Source organism: Haloactinopolyspora sp., assembly GCF_027324685.1.
In the GTDB taxonomy this organism is placed as follows: Bacteria; Actinomycetota; Actinomycetes; order Jiangellales; family Jiangellaceae; genus Haloactinopolyspora.
Genome location: NZ_DAHVSH010000056.1, coordinates 1 through 17,378, shown reverse-complemented (window position 1 = coordinate 17,378; position 17,378 = coordinate 1). Strand labels below are relative to the sequence as shown.

Annotated in this window: 16 protein-coding genes and 2 pseudogenes; 11 read left to right on the top strand and 7 right to left on the bottom strand. The window is 68.7% G+C overall.

All coding sequences use genetic code 11. The features are described 5' to 3' along the window. A pseudogene (locus tag M6444_RS22900) lies at positions 1–124 on the bottom strand (glycine cleavage system protein T); the annotation flags it as partial. Positions 125–395: 271 nt separating this feature from the next. On the opposite strand from M6444_RS22900, the gene M6444_RS07150 reads away from it, so the two are divergent. Further along, positions 396–1,895, top strand: coding sequence for a leucyl aminopeptidase (locus M6444_RS07150; RefSeq protein ID WP_298324849.1), 1,500 nt, complete (start codon positions 396–398; stop codon positions 1,893–1,895). Further along, positions 1,892–3,103, top strand: a complete 1,212-nt coding sequence (locus M6444_RS07145; RefSeq protein WP_298324846.1) for a DUF6596 domain-containing protein — start codon at positions 1,892–1,894, stop codon at positions 3,101–3,103. The genes M6444_RS07150 and M6444_RS07145 overlap by 4 nt, the downstream gene beginning before the upstream one ends. Here M6444_RS07145 and M6444_RS07140 read toward each other — a convergent pair whose 3' ends face one another. The 3 genes from M6444_RS07140 to M6444_RS07130 form a co-directional block, all read right to left on the bottom strand. Then, positions 3,104–3,451 (bottom strand): YciI family protein, encoded by a 348-nt coding sequence (locus M6444_RS07140; protein WP_298324844.1) that lies wholly within the window; start codon positions 3,449–3,451, stop codon positions 3,104–3,106. It abuts the gene before it with no gap. Between the two features lie 9 nt (positions 3,452–3,460). Next, complete coding sequence (locus M6444_RS07135) at positions 3,461–3,805, bottom strand: YciI family protein (RefSeq protein WP_298324809.1); 345 nt, start codon at positions 3,803–3,805, stop codon at positions 3,461–3,463. Between the two features lie 110 nt (positions 3,806–3,915). After that, positions 3,916–4,239: a hypothetical protein gene (locus tag M6444_RS07130; RefSeq protein WP_298324806.1), complete on the bottom strand. Its 324-nt coding sequence runs from the start codon at positions 4,237–4,239 to the stop codon at positions 3,916–3,918. A gap of 223 nt (positions 4,240–4,462) precedes the next feature. Between M6444_RS07130 and lpdA the strand changes: the two genes are divergently transcribed. The 3 genes from lpdA to M6444_RS07115 all read left to right on the top strand — a co-directional run bounded on the left by lpdA (position 4,463) and on the right by M6444_RS07115 (position 8,714). Further along, positions 4,463–5,884, top strand: coding sequence for a dihydrolipoyl dehydrogenase (gene lpdA, locus M6444_RS07125; RefSeq protein WP_298324803.1), 1,422 nt, complete (start codon positions 4,463–4,465; stop codon positions 5,882–5,884). Positions 5,885–5,967: 83 nt separating this feature from the next. Beyond that, the gene (gene sucB, locus M6444_RS07120) at positions 5,968–7,782 is read left to right on the top strand and encodes a 2-oxoglutarate dehydrogenase, E2 component, dihydrolipoamide succinyltransferase (RefSeq protein ID WP_298324800.1); all 1,815 of its coding nucleotides are present in this window, start codon (positions 5,968–5,970) and stop codon (positions 7,780–7,782) included. 41 nt (positions 7,783–7,823) lie between these two features. Further along, entirely contained in the window at positions 7,824–8,714 is an 891-nt protein-coding gene (locus tag M6444_RS07115) for a TIGR01777 family oxidoreductase (protein ID WP_298324798.1), read from the top strand. A 25-nt stretch (positions 8,715–8,739) separates the two neighbouring features. On the opposite strand, the gene M6444_RS07110 is transcribed toward M6444_RS07115, so the two are convergent. Beyond that, complete coding sequence (locus M6444_RS07110; protein ID WP_298324795.1) at positions 8,740–10,476, bottom strand: protein kinase; 1,737 nt, start codon at positions 10,474–10,476, stop codon at positions 8,740–8,742. Between the two features lie 79 nt (positions 10,477–10,555). On the opposite strand from M6444_RS07110, the gene M6444_RS07105 reads away from it, so the two are divergent. Beyond that, positions 10,556–11,068: a VTT domain-containing protein gene (locus tag M6444_RS07105; RefSeq protein ID WP_298324792.1), complete on the top strand. Its 513-nt coding sequence runs from the start codon at positions 10,556–10,558 to the stop codon at positions 11,066–11,068. A 310-nt stretch (positions 11,069–11,378) separates the two neighbouring features. Here the strand turns inward: M6444_RS07105 and M6444_RS22895 are convergent. Beyond that, positions 11,379–11,744 (bottom strand): annotated as a pseudogene (locus tag M6444_RS22895) (BCCT family transporter); the annotation flags it as partial. Positions 11,745–11,874: 130 nt separating this feature from the next. Between M6444_RS22895 and M6444_RS07100 the strand changes: the two are divergent. The 4 genes from M6444_RS07100 (at position 11,875) to M6444_RS07085 (ending at position 15,234) form a co-directional block, all read left to right on the top strand. Then, positions 11,875–12,591, top strand: a complete 717-nt coding sequence (locus M6444_RS07100) for a peptidase E (protein ID WP_298324790.1) — start codon at positions 11,875–11,877, stop codon at positions 12,589–12,591. A gap of 200 nt (positions 12,592–12,791) precedes the next feature. Next, complete coding sequence (gene lipB, locus M6444_RS07095) at positions 12,792–13,442, top strand: lipoyl(octanoyl) transferase LipB (protein ID WP_298324787.1); 651 nt, start codon at positions 12,792–12,794, stop codon at positions 13,440–13,442. A 10-nt stretch (positions 13,443–13,452) separates the two neighbouring features. Further along, entirely contained in the window at positions 13,453–14,391 is a 939-nt protein-coding gene (gene lipA, locus M6444_RS07090) for a lipoyl synthase (protein WP_298324784.1), read from the top strand. A gap of 138 nt (positions 14,392–14,529) precedes the next feature. Beyond that, positions 14,530–15,234 (top strand): DUF4191 domain-containing protein, encoded by a 705-nt coding sequence (locus tag M6444_RS07085; RefSeq protein WP_298324781.1) that lies wholly within the window; start codon positions 14,530–14,532, stop codon positions 15,232–15,234. A 306-nt stretch (positions 15,235–15,540) separates the two neighbouring features. Here the strand turns inward: M6444_RS07085 and M6444_RS07080 are convergent, their stop codons facing one another. Then, complete coding sequence (locus M6444_RS07080; RefSeq protein WP_298324778.1) at positions 15,541–15,957, bottom strand: RDD family protein; 417 nt, start codon at positions 15,955–15,957, stop codon at positions 15,541–15,543. 240 nt (positions 15,958–16,197) lie between these two features. On the opposite strand from M6444_RS07080, the gene glnA reads away from it, so the two are divergent. Further along, a partial coding sequence (glnA, locus tag M6444_RS07075) for a type I glutamate--ammonia ligase (protein WP_298324775.1) occupies positions 16,198–17,378 on the top strand: 1,181 nt, incomplete at its 3' end.

Genomic DNA, 17,378 nt, shown 5'->3' with positions numbered 1-17,378 from the left:
CCACCCCGGAGTACTGCAGCGGCATGGACCAGCCACCGAACTCGGCGAACTTCGCCCCCAGGGCCTCGTGGCGCGCGTGCAGGGGCGACCGGGCAAGCTCTGCGTCACTCACACCGGACACCATAACGACGCCGCTTTTCGTCTCCGTGGGTGTGTGGGTCGGCGTCCGGTCCGACATCCGCGGTGTCGCCCCGGCACTGAACGCCGTACTCGCCCGATGTCGGCGCTGCCGAGCTCGGTGACGGTGTGGCGACGTTGCCGCTCACCACGTTCGCCCCGCGCAACGGCCGATCGTGACCGTTACGCCGGTACGACGACGCCGTGCGCGTGGATGGCGGCCGACCGGGCGGTAGCATCGGCGGAACTCGACTCGAACGCACGACGTCTGGAGAACTGTGACCAGCATTGCCCTGTCATCCGCCGCTCCGACGGGCCTCAAGGTCGACGCCGTCATCGTCGGTGCGGCCCCTGCCGACGACGGTCTCACCCTCCTGCCCGGTACCGAGTCGCTCGACAAGGCGATGAAGAAGAAGCTGGCCGAGGTCCTGGTGCAGCTGGGCGCTACCGGCAAAGCCGACGAGGTCGTCAAGTTCCCCACCCTGGGCGCGGCCAAGGCGCCGGTCGTCGCCGTGGTCGGCACCGGGCCGCTGGGCGAGGCCGGTGATCCACAGCGGCGCGAGGCGTTGCGCCGCGCGGCCGGGGCCGCGGTCCGTGCGCTCGCCGGCTCCGAATCGGTCGCGGTCGCCCTGCCGATCGAAGACGCCGAAGACGCCGGCGCCGTCACCGAAGGCATCCTGCTCGGCGCGTACAGCTTCGACCAGTACAAGTCTGCGCAGGGCGCGCCCGCGGTCCGGGCGGCCACGGTCGTGGGTCCCGGGGTGAAGGCCAAGAACGTCAAGGAAGCGGTGGCTCGCGCTGAACTGGTCGGTGCGGCGGTCAACCGCGCCCGCGACTGGGTCAACACGCCGCCGCGCGACCTCACGCCACAGGCCTTCGCCGAGGCGGCGACCAAGCTGGTGAAGGGCACCAAGCTCAACATCGACGTGCTCGATGAGAAGGCGCTGGCCAAGGGCGGTTACGGCGGGATCATCGGCGTCGGCCAGGGCTCAGCCAACCCGCCGCGGCTGATCCGGGTGGCTTACCGGCCGGCGCGGGCGACCAAGCACGTCACCCTGGTGGGCAAGGGCATCACGTTCGATTCCGGCGGGCTGTCGTTGAAGCCGGCCGAGGGCATGGCGGAGATGAAAAGCGACATGGGCGGCGCGGCCGCCGTGATCGCCGCGGTACACGCCCTCGCCGAGCTCGGCCCGAAGGTGGCCGTCACCGCCTACGCCGCCATGGCCGAGAACATGCCGTCCGGCAGCGCCCAACGCCCGTCCGACGTCATCACTGTCTACGGCGGCACCACGGTCGAGGTGCTCAACACCGACGCCGAAGGCCGCCTGGTCCTCGCCGACGCCCTGGCCCGGGCCGCGGAGGACGAGCCCGATCTCATCGTCGACGTCGCCACCCTCACCGGCGCGGCCATCGTCGCCCTGGGCAAGCGGGTGGCCGGCATCATGGCCAACGACGACGACATCCGCACGAAGGTGCACGACGCCGCGCGCCGGGCGGGTGAGCAGATGTGGCCGCTGCCGCTGCCGGCGGACCTGCGCGAGAAGCTCGACTCGCCGGTCGCCGACATCGCCAACATCGGCGATCGCAACGGCGGGGCCCTGCAGGCCGGGCTGTTCTTGAACGAGTTCGTCGACCCCGGCACCGGCTGGGCCCACCTCGACATCGCCGGTCCGGCCTTCACCGACAAGCCGCACGGGTACACGCCAAAGGGCGGCACCGGCGTCGCCGTGCGCACCCTGGTGCAGATCGTCGAGGACGTCGCCGCCGATCGGTTGTGACCAGAGTCCTGGAGGACGTCCTCCGCCGCGAGCGGCCGGTCCTGCTCGCGGCGCTGGCGCGCCGGTTCGGCGACCTCGAACTGGCCGAGGACAGTCTCCAGGACGCCGTGACCGAGGCGCTGACTCGCTGGGAGGCGGCCGGCCGGCCGCCCAACCCCGGCGGCTGGTTGATGACCACGGCTCAGCGCAAGGCGATCGACCGGCTCCGCCGCGAACGCCTCGGCGCCGACAAGCTCCGCCAGCTCGCGGCCCTCGGCGATCACGCCGGTGAGCCCGACGACGACCGCCTGGCGCTGGTGTTCGCCTGCTGCCATCCGGCGCTGAGTCGCGAGCAGCAGACGGCGCTGACCTTGCGCAGCGTGTGCGGATTGTCGACGCCGGAGATCGCTGCGGCTTTCCTCGTGTCCCCGTCGACCTTGGCCGCACGCTTGGTGCGCGCCAAGCGCACGCTGCGCGAACAAGAGATCCGCATTCGGGTGCCAGAGCCCGAGGAGTTCGGTGCGCGGTTGGGCGAGGTGCTGACGGTGGTCTACCTGACGTTCAACGAAGGATGGCTGGCGTCGTCGACGCAGGTCCCACAGCGTGCCGACCTCGTTCGCGAGTCCGTGGCGCTGGCCGACCTCCTGGTCGATCTCATGCCGACCGAGCCGGAGGTGCTGGCGTTACGCGCGTTGATCTCCTTCCATCAGTCGAGGGCCGAGACCCGGTTCACCGACGACGGACGGCTCGTGCTGCTGTCCGACCAGGATCGATCCCGGTGGGATCAAGACGCCGTCATCCTGGGCACCGCGTTGCTGAACCGGGCGATGTCGCACCGCAGGCCGGGCCGGTTTCAACTCCAGGCCGCCATCGCCGCGCTACACGCGACGGCGGTCTCGTGGGCGGACACAGACTGGCCACAGATCCGGTTGCTGTACACCAGGCTCGACGAACTCACGCCGTCGCCGGTGGTGCGGCTGAACCGAGCTGTGGCCACGCGGTTCGTCCACGGCGCCGCAGCGGCCCTCGCCGAGGTCGAGGCCGAAGCGTTGGCGCTGTCCGGCTACCGGCTGTTTCACGCCACCAGGGCGCAGTTCCTGCGAGATCTGGGTCACGTGGACGAGGCGCAGGCGGCGGACGAGCGGGCTCTCGCGCTGGCGACCAATCCCGCCGAGCGTGACCTGCTCACCCGCCGCCTCGAATGCGAACCGCCGGGTCCGCATGCGTGATCAGTCGAACGCCGGGCGAACCTCCATCGTGAAGCCGTAACCGAAGGACGTCCATTCCGCCGCGGCGGCAACTGCCTCGTCCATCGAATCCCACTCCAGGACCGTGATGCCGCCGATGACCTCCTTGGACTCGACGAACGGCCCATCGGTCACGACCGGCTCTCCCCCGGCACCGGCACGGATGGTCTTCGCAGCATCGTCGAGCTGATGTCCCTGCCACACGACCTTGCCCTGCTTGCCGTACTTCTCGAACCACGCGGCGATGGCACGCATCATCTCCTGCGAGTCTTCGGCGCTCTGAGCGGCGGCCCGTTCCGGCTGGTAACCGGCGAACACCATGTATTTCATCTCGACCCCTCAGTCCAGCACCGGGCGGATCTCGATGGACCAGGCTGGGTTGATGCGGACCCATTCCGATGCTGCCTCGACGGCCCGGTCGATGGTGTCGTGCTCCAGAACGATCAGACCCCCGATCACTTCCTGGGCCTCGATGAACGGCCCATCGGTGACCATCGGTGTCCCGTCACCGGAGGACCGGATCGTCCGCGCCGTGGTCGAGGGATGCAGCTGATATCCCGGATGGGCGATCGCGCCTGCGGCGTGTTGAGCGTCCATCCATGCGGTGATCTGCTTCATCTGCGCCGCGACCGTTTCCGGGTCGTCCTCGGTGTCCGGTCCGCAGATCAGCATGAGGTACTTCATCGGTGCCTCCACACGTGCCGAAGCGTCGCCGTTCGACGCTCTCGTACGTACCACGAACGACGACGGTCTCGAATCGACGCGCACGGCGGAAATCTTCGCGCGGCATCAGCTCAGCTGCTGCGGCCACCGTTCTTGCGGTTCCAATCACGCATCCGCTGCGGATACCCGACCACCTGAGCGTCGTAGGCCGGAATGGCCAGCTTACGGGCCAGCGCGTGTGCCGCATCGGCGTCGCGAACACGCCGCCGGGTCCATTCGCCGTCGTGAGCGACGAAGACCACGGTGGTGGCCGTCATGGTCGTCGGCGGCTCCACGAATGCTTCGACACCGCGCCGCGACCGCGCGAACTCCTCCAGATGACGAGTGTCGTCGTTGTCGGCGGCACGGTCCAAGCTCCCCTCGGCACTCTTGCGCCGACGCCTGAACCACCGCATCTCGTACCTCCTGCCGGTCGGGTCGCGCTGCTCGATAAGCGGGCATGACCGTATCGCGACATTACCTCCGCGCGCTTGCGACCCCGATCCGGTTGCCCCCCAGCGAATATCAGATGCGAAGATGCTGTTGACATCACACGGGAGGCCGCTGCGGACACCGGAGCAGGACGGCAGACCGGTGAAGAGCGACTCGACGACAGCGACGACTTCGAGGAGTAGCACCGTGGTCGACAACGGTCCAGACAATTCGGGGGGCACGGCCGGCGATCCCGGTCAGCGCTTCGATCTGATCGTCCTGGGAGGCGGCAGCGGCGGTTACGCCGCGGCCTTCCGAGCCAGCGAACTCGGCATGCACGTCGCCCTGGTCGAAAAGGACAAACTCGGCGGAACCTGCCTGCACTACGGCTGCATCCCGACCAAGGCCCTGCTGCACGCCGCCGAGGTGGCCGACAGTTCCCGCGACGGCGCTCAGTTCGGTGTGAAGGCCTCGTTCGAGGGCATCGACATGGCCGGCGTCAACAGTTACAAGGACGGCGTCGTCTCCCGGATGTACAAGGGCCTGCAGGGCCTGTTCCGGGCCAACTCCATCACGGTGATCGAGGGCGAGGGCCGCCTGGCCGGGCCCAACGCCGTCGAGGTCGGCGGCACCAGGTACGAAGCGACCTCGATCGTGCTGGCCACCGGGTCCACCTCGAAGACCCTGCCCGGCCTCGACATCGACGGCACGAAGGTCATCAGCAGCTACGAAGCACTGACCTTGGACCGAGTGCCGGACTCGGTCGTGGTGCTCGGCGGTGGCGTCATCGGGGTGGAGTTCGCCAGCGTCTGGCGCTCGTTCGGCGCTGAAGTCACCATCGTCGAAGCGTTGCCGCACCTCGTTCCGCTCGAGGACGAAGCGGTTTCCAAGGTGGTGGAGCGGGCATTCCGCAAGCGCGGCATCGGCTTCAAGACCGGCGTGAAGTTCGCCGGTGTCGACACTTCCGGTGACGGCGTGAAGGTGTCGCTGGACAACGGCGAATCCATCGATGCCGACGTGCTCCTGGTGGCCGTCGGGCGCGGGCCGGTCACCGAGGGTCTGGGATTCGAGGAAGCCGGTGTCACCCTGGACCGCGGATTCGTCCGTACCGATGAACGGCTGCGCACCAGCGTGCCGGGCGTCTACGCCGTCGGCGACCTGGTCTACGGCCTCCAGCTGGCTCATCGCGGCTTCGCCCACGGCATCTTCGTGGCCGAAGAGATCGCCGGGCTCAATCCGGTGCCCGTCGACGACACCGGCATCGCCCGCATCACCTATTGCGATCCCGAGGTCGCTTCGGTCGGGTTGACCGAGGCCCAAGCCGCCGACCGACTGGGCGCGGACAAGATCGAGACGCTGGAGTACAACCTCGCGGGCAACGGCAAGAGCCAGATCCTCAAGACCCAGGGCATCGCCAAGCTCGTCCGGGAAAAGGACGGCCCGGTCCTGGGTGTGCATCTGGTCGGCGCTCGTATGGGAGAACTGATCGCCGAGGCCCAGCTCATCTACAACTGGGAGGCGCTGCCGGACGAGGTCGCCTCCTTGATCCACCCGCATCCCACCCAGAGCGAGGCACTCGGCGAAGCGCACCTCGCCCTGGCCGGTAAACCGTTGCACGTCCACGGCTGACACGATCGGCATAGGCTTGCCTACGGCCCGGGTACCACCGAGTCGACAGTGACTGACTCACCTGACTTTCGAGAGGACTGACGATGGCAACGTCCGTCACCCTGCCCGCACTCGGCGAGAGCGTGACCGAGGGCACCGTGACCCGCTGGCTCAAGCAGCCCGGCGACGAGGTCGCCGTCGACGAGCCACTACTCGAAGTGTCCACCGACAAGGTCGACACCGAGATCCCCTCACCGGTCGCGGGCACCCTGCTCGAAATCAAGGTCGCCGAGGACGAGACCGTCGAGGTCGGCGCCGAACTCGCCGTGATCGGTGAAGCGAGCGAGGCAGGGGGCGAGTCAGGTACGGATGCCGGTGCTGCCGCGGACGACGGGAGCGCCGGCGAACAGCAGCCGGCTGCCCCGGAGGCAGCTGCATCCGAGGCGGCCCAGTCCGAGGCCCAGGCCGCAGAGTCCGAGCCCGCGGCGCCGGCGCCGTCGTCCGGCGACGCCGCCGGCACGCCCGTCACCTTGCCCGCACTCGGCGAGAGCGTGACCGAGGGCACCGTGACCCGCTGGCTCAAGCAGCCCGGCGACGAGGTCGCCGTCGACGAGCCACTACTCGAAGTGTCCACCGACAAGGTCGACACCGAGATCCCCTCGCCGGTCGCGGGCACCCTGCTCGAAATCAAGGTCGCCGAGGACGAGACCGTCGAGGTCGGCGCCGAACTCGCCGTGATCGGCACCGGTGCCGCGGCCGAGTCGGCTGCCGAGCCCGCGGCAGCACCAGAACCGCAGGCCGCGCCCGAACCGCAGGCCGCGCCCGAGCCCGCCGCCGCGCCGCAGCCCCCCGCGGCCTCCGCCGCCGAACAGGAACCCGCGCCCAGCCAGCCGGCGCCGGCGCCCAGCGCACGCCCGGCTCCCAAGCCCGAGCCCAAACAGCCGGTCCGGACACCGGAGCCGGCCCAGGCCTCCTCGGCTGACGGCGCTCCCTACGTCACCCCGCTGGTCCGCAGGCTCGCCGCCGAGCACGACGTCGACCTGACCACGATTACCGGTAGCGGTATCGGCGGGCGGATTCGCAAGCAAGACGTCCTGGCCGCCGCTGAAGCCGCACGTGCCGCCTCGTCGGCACCGGCCGCCGCGTCCGCGCCCGCCGCTCCGGCTGCACCCGAGCAGGTCGAGCCGTCGCCGCTGCGCGGCACGACCGAAAAGCTGAGCCGGATGCGCAAGGTCATCGCCAAGCGCGTTCACGAATCGCTCCAGCAGACCGCGCAGCTCACGACCGTCGTCGAGGTCGACGTCACCGCCGTGGCCCGGCTGCGCAACAGGGTGAAGGACGATTTCGCCCAGCGTGAGGGCGTCAAGCTGTCGTTCCTCCCGTTCTTCGCCAAGGCCACGATCGAGGCGCTGAAGCAGCACCCGAAGATCAACGCGTCGATCGACGTCGACCAGGGTGAGGTGACCTACCACGACCGCGAGAACCTGGTGCTGGCCGTCGACACCGAGGCCGGCCTGTTGGTCCCGGTCATCAAGGACGCCGGCGACCTCAACATCGCCGGGCTGGCCCGCAAGATCGCCGAGGTCGCCGAGAAGGCACGGACCAACAAGCTCACCCCGGACGAAGTCACCGGCGGAACGTTCACCCTGACCAACACCGGAAGCCGGGGCGCACTGTTCGACACGCCGATCTTCTTCCAGCCGCAGGTCGCGATCCTGGGAACCGGCGCTGTCGTCAAACGGCCGATGGTCATCGACGACCCCAACCTCGGCGAGACCATCGCCGTGCGACACATGGTCTATCTCGCCCTCAGCTACGACCACCGTTTGATCGACGGCGCGGACGCCGCACGGTTCCTCGCCACGATCAAGCAGCGGCTCGAGAACGGACGCTTCGAAGCAGACCTTGGATTGTCGTAGGTGCTGTCGGACCCGCTTCGCCCGGCGCCGAGGTCGTTGACGTGAGAGTGGCGGTCTCCGGGAGCAGTGGCTTCGTCGGTTCCGCCTTGTGCGCGTCGCTGAGTGCCGACGGGCACGAGGTGGTGCGGCTCGTGCGCCGCGAGGCCACCGACGTCCTGGAGGCGCAGTGGGATCCTGCTCGAGGCCACCTCGACGCCGGCGTCTTGACCGGCGTCGAGGCCGTGGTCAACCTCTCCGGCGCCGGCGTCGGTGACCGGCGCTGGTCTCGCTCGTACCGCCGCATCATCCGCGAGAGTCGCGTTCGGTCGACGGCGCTACTGGCCTCGGCGATCGCCCAGCTGCCGGAGCCGCCGCGGGTCTTCGTCTCCGCGTCAGGCATCGCCTTGTACGGTCCGGATCGCGATGCCGAGCCGCTCGACGAGGATTCCGCCCCCGGCGACGGCTTCCTCGCCGCGCTGTGCGAAGAGTGGGAACAGGCGGCGGCGCCGGCCAAAGCCGCCGGCGTCGCCGTGTGTCATCCGCGCTTCGGCATCGTGATGGACCGAAGCGGCGGTGCCCTGGGCGCGATGCTGCCGTTGTTCTCGTGGGGCCTGGGGGGCGCGCTCGGCGGCGGGCACCAGTTCTGGAGCCCGATCTCGCTGCACGACACCGTTCGCGCGTTGCGCTTTCTCATCGAGGAACACGGCTGCGTTGGCCCGTACAACCTGACCGTGCCCGAGCCGGTGTCCAATGCCGAGTTCAGCCGGATCCTGGCCGCACAGCTACGTCGCCCGCGGCTCCTGCCGGTTCCTGGCGTCGCGTTACAGCTGGCGCTGGGCGCCTACGCCGACGAGGTCCTCGGCAGCCTGTTCGTGTTGCCTCGGCGGCTGCTTCAGGCCGGGTTCACCTTCGACCACCCGGCCGCTTGGTCGATCGTGCGGGCCGCGGTGTGATCGGCTTGCGCTCGTGGCCGGGCGACTAGCCGAAACGCCACGACGCGGTCTCGCCGCCTTCGTCGGCGACGGCGACCAACTCGGCCTCCCACGTCTCGTCGTCGGTGCCCTCGAACGTCTCTTCGACCTCACCGTCGGCGTTGACCAGCTGGTACTCGGGGATTCGCTGGGTGATGGTGAGCGTCACGGTGCCGGCTTCCTGGCTGACCAGCTCGGCGTTGACCACTTCGAACGTCAGGCCCTCGGTGTGCACCCCGGCTTCCTGGTACTCCTCCAGCAGGGCGGCGTCGTCGGCGAGCACCGGATTGGACGGCGCATGCACCTGGCAGAGCAACTCGGGGTTGCTCTCCTCGAAGGCTTGCGCGCGTAGGGAATACAGCCGCTGCACCTCCTGAGTCCAATCGCTCACCTCGGCCGGCTGCACGCTCGGCGCAGGCTGTGGCTCACCGCACAAGTCGGTGGACGCGTTGGAGTCCGACGGACTCGATCCGGTGACCGGTCCACTGCGTGAGTCGTCACCGAACATCTGCCGCCCGACCAGGACGGCACCGGCCACCAGCAAGATAGCCACCAGCGCGCTGACGATCCACAGGCCGTCCCGTCGTCCCGAGCGCCCACCTTCCGGCGTGTCGCCCGCGTCCGCGGAGCGACGGCCCGACCGGGAGCCGCGCGCGGGCGCGTCCGCGTCCGCCGCCCGCCGCGACCGGCGGGCCGGCTCGGTGGGGGCATCGGCTTCGCGCCCGGAGCGTCGCCTGCGACCAGACCGCCCTCGAGAATGCGACGGCTCGTCCGTCACCGGCATGTCCTCGGACCCGGCGACGGCGGCGTCCGGGGTGGCGGCGGCATCTGCTGCGGGCACGTCCTGGGCTTGTCGTGGGCCCGCCTCGGCCCGTCGACGTGCCCGGCGGCCCATCGACGTCGACCGTCTCATGTACGCCGCGACGTCCTCGTCCTCGTCGAGGGGCATCGGTGCGACCCGCGGCAACGAGCCGGTGGTCGTGGCGTGGTCCTCCTCGAGCACGAGTTCCACCGGTACCGGATCGGCGAGGGCGAAGAACGCATTGCCCAGATTGGCCGCGGGTGGACGCCGCTGCGGGTTCGGGTCGAGCCCGGCCACCAGCAAGGCTTCAGCGCCAGGCGCCACCCCGGGCAGAGCGACCTGAGCAGACGGCAGGTGTCCGCTCAGGGCGACCATCGCCGCGGTGGCCAGGCCGTAGACGTCGGCCGGCGGGCCGGGCGGTGATCCGGCCTCGACCTCCGGCGGCACCGGCCGGGCGTACTGGCCCACGCGCAGCGGAACGCCCACCTGGACCAGGCCGATCCCGGCCACCATGGGCCGCCCGTCAAGGCTGAAGACGATGTCGTCGAGGGTGAGGTCGCCATGGACCAATCCACGCCGATGCACCTCGGCCAACCCTTCGGCCACCGGTGCGCACGCGGTGACGACCTCGCCTGCGGGCAGCCGTCCGCGCGCGCCCAGGATGCCGGCCAGGCTCCCGCCTTCCGCGGCGCCGAACACCACCACCGGACCGGACGGAGACTGCACGACGTCGAGGAACGGAAGCACATGCAGGTGGTCGACCGCGCGCAGCGCCGAGGCGGCGGCGATCAGACGATCACGCACACCGTCGGGTATCGCACCGACGAAACGGAGAGTGACCGGGCGCCCCGAGGCGTCGTCGATCGCCAAGCGCATAGCCGACGCGTCGGAGCCAAGCCGCCGGGTGACGGTATAGCCAGGTGGTGCCTCGAGACCCTCCATCCGGCCATCGTTTCAAACCTTCGGCCCGGATGGGTCACGGCCCGCCACACTCGTCGCTACGCTGAGTCAGAATGGTGGCGTGCAGACGGTCGCCACGCCGGACAGTCCGTTCGGCCTTCCGCTGTGGCTGGGGATCGCCACGATGTTCGGCATCGTCGTCGCGCGTGCTCAAGCCACCTACTGGATCGCGCGGGCGGCGGGCTCGGGCTTCGGCCGTACCCGGTGGGCGCATCGGATCGGGCGCCGTCGCATCGACCGCGCCCAGCGCGTCGTCGCCCGGTACGGGCCGGCTGCGGTCACGTTGTCGTTCTTGACCGTCGGTGTGCAGACCGCGGTCAACGCCATCGCCGGGGCCACGCGGATGCCGTTCGCCCGGTATCTCCCCGCGATGCTCGCGGGTTCGGCCCTGTGGGCGGTCCTCTGGACGCTCGGCGGTCTCGGGGTGGTGTGGGCCGCCGTGCTCGTCGTGTCCCGCTCCCCTGCCATCGGCGGCGCCGTAGCCGTCGTCGCCGCCGTCGGCGTCCTGACGGCGCTCGGAGCGCACTCACGCAGGCGGGCGATGGACGGCGAACGCGACGACGAGCATGTCTGACGCGCACGATGGCGCCAGACATGCCCGTCGCCGGCTCAGGTGAACGAAAGCCGCTAGGCCTGCTCGTCCGCGTGATGCCGGCGCGAACCGGTCTGGGCAAGCTCAGGTGAATCCGCATCGGATGAACCGTTGCCATCGCGCGTCGAACTGCTGACCCGATGTGGAAGTCGCCGTCGAACCGGTTGAGGCCGTAGTCCACCGCTTGCTCGACCGCCTCGACACCGCGTTCCTCACGCAGCACGAGCGGGTCCGAGCGCAAGTCCTTGGCCAACGATAGGCAGATGCCGACCATGACGATCATGAACGGCGCTCCGGCCAGGATCGTCAGGTTCTCCAGCCCTTCCAGAGCGGCCGCGCCACCACCGCCGATCATCAACATGATCGCGGCGACGGAGCCCATCAGGACGCCCCAGAACACCACGATCTTCTTGTTCGGCTCGATAGAGCCGCGTTGCGACAAGGTGCCGGTGACGATGGACGCGGCATCGGCTCCGGACACGAAGAAGATCGCCACCAGGAGCATGACCAGGACGCTGGCGACCGTGGTCAACGGGAAGTGCTCGAGGACCGAGAAGAGCTGCTCCTCCTGCCCGGTCGGGTTCTCCGCCGTGCCTGCGATGTTCTCACCACCGCGCTGCAGGTCGATCGCTGTGAAGGTAAGACGACCGGTCTCCACACGCCAAAGCGACACATGCGGTTACCTGCGGATCACCGAACGGCGCGCTGGACTTCGCGGCTGCGGTGACGACGACGGCGGTAGATTCTTTCGACACGGTCGAATAGGGCCATCAAGCGAGGGGAAGCAGATGCCGATCACGCCGACGATCCTGGCCACCAGCGGCGGATTCGAACATGACGCCCGCGGCCTTCTGGTCCCGTCAGGGCTGGTGAAGAAGGCGTTGGAGCTCTCCGGCGCGGAGCGGCCGAAGTTGTGCTTCATCGGGACCGCCTCCGGTGACGCCACCGACTACATTCAGCTCACCTACGCAGCCTTCGCCGGCTGGCCGGTCGACGTCTCGCATCTCGCCCTGTTCCCGATGCCCAACGTCGACGACATTCGTGCGCACATCATGGCCCAGGACGTCGTGTGGGTCGGTGGTGGCTCGGTCGCGGGGCTGCTGGTGATGTGGCGCCTGCACGGCCTGGACGACGTCATGCGTGAGGCATGGCACGAAGGCGTCGTACTGGCTGGGGTCTCGGCGGGGTCGATCTGCTGGCACACCGGCGGGCCCACGGACTCCTTCGGGCCGCAGTTGCGCGGTATCACCAACGGCCTCGGCCTCGTGCCGTTCGGCAACGGCGTGCATTACGACAGCGAGGAGCAGCGGCGTCCACTACTACACCGGCTCGTCGCCGAGGGGACCCTGCCGACGTCTTACGCCACCGACGACGGCGTCGGCCTACATTACGCAGGCACCGAACTCGTGGGCGTGTACACCGAGATCGAGGGTGCAAAGGGCTATCGCGTCGAGGCGGCGGGCGGCGAAGCCACCGAGACCGTACTCGATGCCCTGGCCGTCTGAGGCGGCCCCGCCGTGCCGCATGTCGCTGCGCTGACTCACGGCTCACGTCCGGTCGGCTCGCGGCTCATCCAACCGTGAAGTTCGTGGAGCAAGATCGTGCGCATCAGAGCGGCGATTCATCCACGACGATCTTCCCGACCCGCTTCTGGCGAACATGACCCGAACGCAGCAATCACCGCCGACGGCGTAGTCTGTGGAAAATGGGCGAGCTTCGGGTGATCCGACACTCAGGTTTGGTGCCGTACGAAACAGCGTGGGAAGAACAGCGGCTGTTGCACGCCGCGCGCGCGGCCGGCGAGACCGGCGACACCGTGCTCCTCCTCGAACACGAACCGGTCTACACCGCCGGAAAGCGGACTCAACCGTTCGAGCGCCCGCTGCTGGACGCCGGCGCTCCGGTCATCGACGTCGATCGCGGCGGCAAGATCACCTGGCACGGGCCCGGCCAGATCGTCGGCTACCCCATCCTCGCGCTGCCCGACGCGATCGACGTCATCGGCTATGTACGGCGGATCGAACAGCTCATGATCGACGTGTGCGCCGAGCTCGGCGTGCCGGGTGAGCGCATCGAGGGACGAAGCGGCGTGTGGGTGCCCGCCGACGATCGCGGCCGCGATCGCAAGATCGGCGCCGTCGGCCTGCGGGTGGCGCAAAAGGTGACGATGCACGGCTTCGCCCTGAACTGCAACTGTGACCTGAGCTGGTACGACCGCATCGTGCCGTGCGGGATCTCCGATGCGTCGGTCACCTCGCTGTCGCAGGAGACCGGCCGCGAGGTCACCGTCGACGAAGTGCTTCCGCTCGTCGAGCGGCATCTCGACGACGTGCTCGCCCTGCAGCCGCAAGCGTAAGGTGTCCGTTGTGAGTGTTGCTCCGGAGGGACGTCGGCTGCTGCGCCTCGAGGTGCGCAACAGCGAGACGCCGATCGAGAGAAAGCCGTCCTGGATCAAGACCAAGGCGACGATGGGCCCGCAATACCGCGAGCTGCAGTCGCTGGTGCAGCGAGAGGGCTTGCACACGGTCTGTCAGGAAGCCGGCTGTCCCAACATCTTCGAATGCTGGGAGGACCGTGAGGCCACGTTCCTCATCGGCGGCGACCACTGCACCCGCCGGTGCGACTTCTGTCTCATCGACACCGGCAAACCCGACGAGCTCGATCGCGACGAGCCGCGCCGCGTCGCCGAATCAGTTCAGGCGATGGGTCTGCGCTACGCCACGGTGACCGGTGTGACCCGTGACGACCTGCCAGACGAAGGCGCCTGGCTCTATGCCGAGACCGTCCGCCAGATTCACCAGCTCAACCCCACCACCGGCGTGGAGATCCTCACCCCGGACTTCTCCGGCAAGCCCGATCTACTCCAGCAGGTCTTCGACGCCGAGCCGCAAGTCTTCGCGCACAACGTCGAGACCGTGCCGCGTATTTTCCGCCGCATCCGGCCGGCGTTCACCTACGAGAAATCACTCGACGTCATCAGCATGGCCCGCGCGGCCGGCATGGTGACCAAGTCGAACCTGATCCTCGGCATGGGCGAAACCCGAGAAGAGATCTCGGCCGCATTGCACGACCTGCACCAGGCCGGGTGCGACCTCATCACCATCACGCAGTACCTGCGCCCTTCCGTCCGCCACCACCCGATCGAGCGGTGGGTCACCCCGGAAGAGTTCGTCGAACTGCGCGACGAGGCCGAGACCATCGGTTTCGCCGGCGTCATGTCCGGACCCCTGGTCCGATCCTCCTACCGCGCCGGGCGCCTCTACCGCCAAGCCGTCGCCGCCCGCACCGGCCACTCCGCGACCTGACGCCGCTCCCCCTGCGGGTCAACGTCGACGCTTCGCTGGGGCTCCCGATCACGCGCCCCGCCGTGGAGGTTCTCGCGGCCCTGTCACATACGTGAGCACGTGGCGATAGCGCGGACGTCACGAAGTAGGCTTCTCCTTATGGCACGCAAGGACGAGCAGCAGGATTCTGCCGAGAAAAAGGGCCGGATCGCGCAGATCAAGCAGACCTATCGGATGGCGAAACGCTCCGATCGCTGGATCGGGTGGATCTGCCTGGGCTACATGCTCGCCGTCCTGGCCGTGGCGGCCCTGGTCGGCTTCGTACTCCAGCCGATCTGGCTCTGGATCATCATCGGATTCCCGATGGCCTTGCTGGTGGGCGCTGTCGTCTTCGGCCGCCGCGCCGAACGAGCGGCGTACTCCCAGATCGAAGGTCAGCCGGGCGCTGCGGCGGCCGCCCTCGGCACACTGCGCCGCGGGTGGGACTACGACGCGATGGTCGGCGCCAACCGGCATCAGGACGTCGTACATCGTGCCGTGGGCCGCCCGGGGATCGTGCTGATCGGCGAGGGCGAGGTACCCAATCGGGTCGCGAACCTGCTCGCCCAGGAGCGCAAGCGGCACAGCCGGGTCGCCCCCGACGCACCGATCACCGAGATCATCGTCGGCCGGGGCGAGGGTCAGGTACCGCTCCCCCGGTTGACCCGCAAGCTGAACAAGCTGCCGCGCACCCTCCGCCCGGCCGAGGTCACCGAGATCCGTCAGCGCCTTCGCGCGCTCGGTACGCAGCCGGTCGGGATGCCGAAAGGCCCGCTGCCCAAGGGCATCAAGCTGCCGCGCGGTGGCGCCATGCCCGGTCGGTGACTTTGCCCGGTCGGTGACTTTGCCCGGACGGTGACTTCGCCCGGACGGTGACCAGGCCCCGACGAGGGTTCTTCTCGCAGGTCACGAACGACGTCATCGACGCTGCGGTGGCGCCATGCGCTCTACCCCGGTCGTGAACACCCGCCGTGCGCACCCCGGCCGCCCCGAGGCCGCTCCCCCGGTCGCCGAAAATCGGCACACGCTCACACGACAATCATCACGACCGGCCCAGCCACACACGACAGCACCCGGCGCCCATCGCGGCCACAAGGCACTGACACGAGCACGCCGGCGACTCTGGTCCACTCACACTTTGACGACCACGGTGTTCGATGCCAAGTCGTGCAGTCCGCGGCCCTCGCTGGTGAACACGATCGGCGGAATGACCAGGGCGATGAGGAAGGTTCGCACGGCCGCGGTGATGGGGCTGACGTGGCGCCCGTCCAGGTGCACGACCCTGATCCGTAGCAGCAACTGTCCGAGACTCGCGCTGGTGATCGCCGTGCTGACGACCACCAATACGTACCAGCAGGCCAGCGGCGTCCACAGGGCACCGCTCTGCGGATCCCACACCGATTCGCCGCCGGTGATGACGTAGGCGATCACATTCGCAGCGATCCAGTCCACGAACAGGGCACCGAATCTCCTCGGCCACCCTCCTGCCGACCCGGGACCGCTCTCGGGCAGGCGCGGCACGGTCGCCGCATTGTCGTCGTTGGCCACGCGACGAGCCTAAGCGGGCCCGCGGCCTCCCGCATGCCCGGGGTTGACCCACGCCAGTCGTCTCGACCTCGGCAGATGACATTCGCATCACCGGAAATCGCCCATGCGCGTAACACGAGTGAAACACTTGAGACACCGTCGGGAAATGCCCGGGCTCTAACGTCCGGAGCACGTAACCATCCGGTCAACGCCGACCGCTGTACCCGAGCCGTCGCCACGCCAGGCGCGAAGGAGATGCGGATGTTCAGCAACCCGGACGAGCTACTCAAGTTCGTCAAGGACGAGGGCGTCGAGTTCATCGACGTCCGATTCTGCGACCTTCCTGGGGTCATGCAGCACTTCAATGTGCCCGTCAAGGCGTTCGACGCCGACGCGATCGCTGACGGCCTCATGTTCGACGGCTCGTCGATTCGGGGCTTCCAGGCCATCCACGAATCGGACATGAAGCTGATCGCGGACCCGGCGACGGCTTTCATCGACCCGTTCCGCCAGGCCAAGACCCTGGCGCTGAACTTCTCCATCGTCGACCCCTTCACCGGCGAGCCGTACAGCCGCGACCCGCGCAACATCGCCGCCAAGGCCGAGGCCTATCTCGCCAGCTCAGGCATTGCTGACACCGCATTCTTCGGACCCGAGGCCGAGTTCTACGTCTTCGACGACATCCGGTTCGAGACCACCCACAACGCCGGCTACTACTTCATCGACTCCATCGAGGGTGCCTGGAACACCGGCCGGGTCGAGGAAGGCGGCAACCGGGGGTACAAGACCCGATACAAGGGCGGCTACTTCCCCGTCCCGCCGGCCGACCACTTCGCTGACCTGCGCGATGCGATGGTCCGCACGCTCACCGGCGTCGGTATCGAGGTCGAGCGGGCGCACCACGAGGTCGGCACCGCCGGTCAAGCCGAAATCAACTACAAGTTCGACACGCTCACCCACGCCGGCGACCGATTGATGCTGTTCAAGTACATCATCAAGAACGTCGCCTGGCAGGCGGGCAAGACCGCGACCTTCATGCCGAAGCCGCTGTTCGGCGACAACGGCTCGGGCATGCACTGCCACCAGTCGCTGTGGAAGAACGGCGAGCCGCTCTTCTACGACGAGCTCGGCTACGGCGGCCTGTCCGACACGGCTCGCTGGTACATCGGCGGTCTCATCAAGCACGCCTCGTCTCTACTGGCCCTCACCAACCCGACGGTGAACTCGTACCGCCGACTCGTGCCCGGCTTCGAAGCGCCGGTCAACCTGGTGTACTCGCAGCGCAACCGCTCGGCCGCGGTGCGGATCCCGGTGACGGGAACCTCTCCGAAGGCCAAGCGCATCGAGTTCCGCGTGCCCGACCCGTCCAGCAACCCGTATCTCGCGTTCTCCGCCATGCTCATGGCCGGTGTCGACGGCATCCGGAACAAGATCGAGCCGCC

What these genes read in the sequence shown, in the direction of transcription:
- lipB (WP_298324787.1), top strand. Translation starts at nt 12,792, where the DNA reads ATGGGCGAGCTTCGGGTGATCCGACACTCAGGTTTGGTGCCGTACGAA.
- M6444_RS07110 (WP_298324795.1), bottom strand. Translation starts at nt 10,476, where the DNA reads ATGGAGGGTCTCGAGGCACCACCTGGCTATACCGTCACCCGGCGGCTT.
- M6444_RS07100 (WP_298324790.1), top strand. Translation starts at nt 11,875, where the DNA reads ATGCCGATCACGCCGACGATCCTGGCCACCAGCGGCGGATTCGAACAT.
- M6444_RS07135 (WP_298324809.1), bottom strand. Translation starts at nt 3,805, where the DNA reads ATGAAGTACCTCATGCTGATCTGCGGACCGGACACCGAGGACGACCCG.
- sucB (WP_298324800.1), top strand. Translation starts at nt 5,968, where the DNA reads ATGGCAACGTCCGTCACCCTGCCCGCACTCGGCGAGAGCGTGACCGAG.
- M6444_RS07085 (WP_298324781.1), top strand. Translation starts at nt 14,530, where the DNA reads ATGGCACGCAAGGACGAGCAGCAGGATTCTGCCGAGAAAAAGGGCCGG.
- M6444_RS07130 (WP_298324806.1), bottom strand. Translation starts at nt 4,239, where the DNA reads ATGCGGTGGTTCAGGCGTCGGCGCAAGAGTGCCGAGGGGAGCTTGGAC.
- M6444_RS07140 (WP_298324844.1), bottom strand. Translation starts at nt 3,451, where the DNA reads ATGAAATACATGGTGTTCGCCGGTTACCAGCCGGAACGGGCCGCCGCT.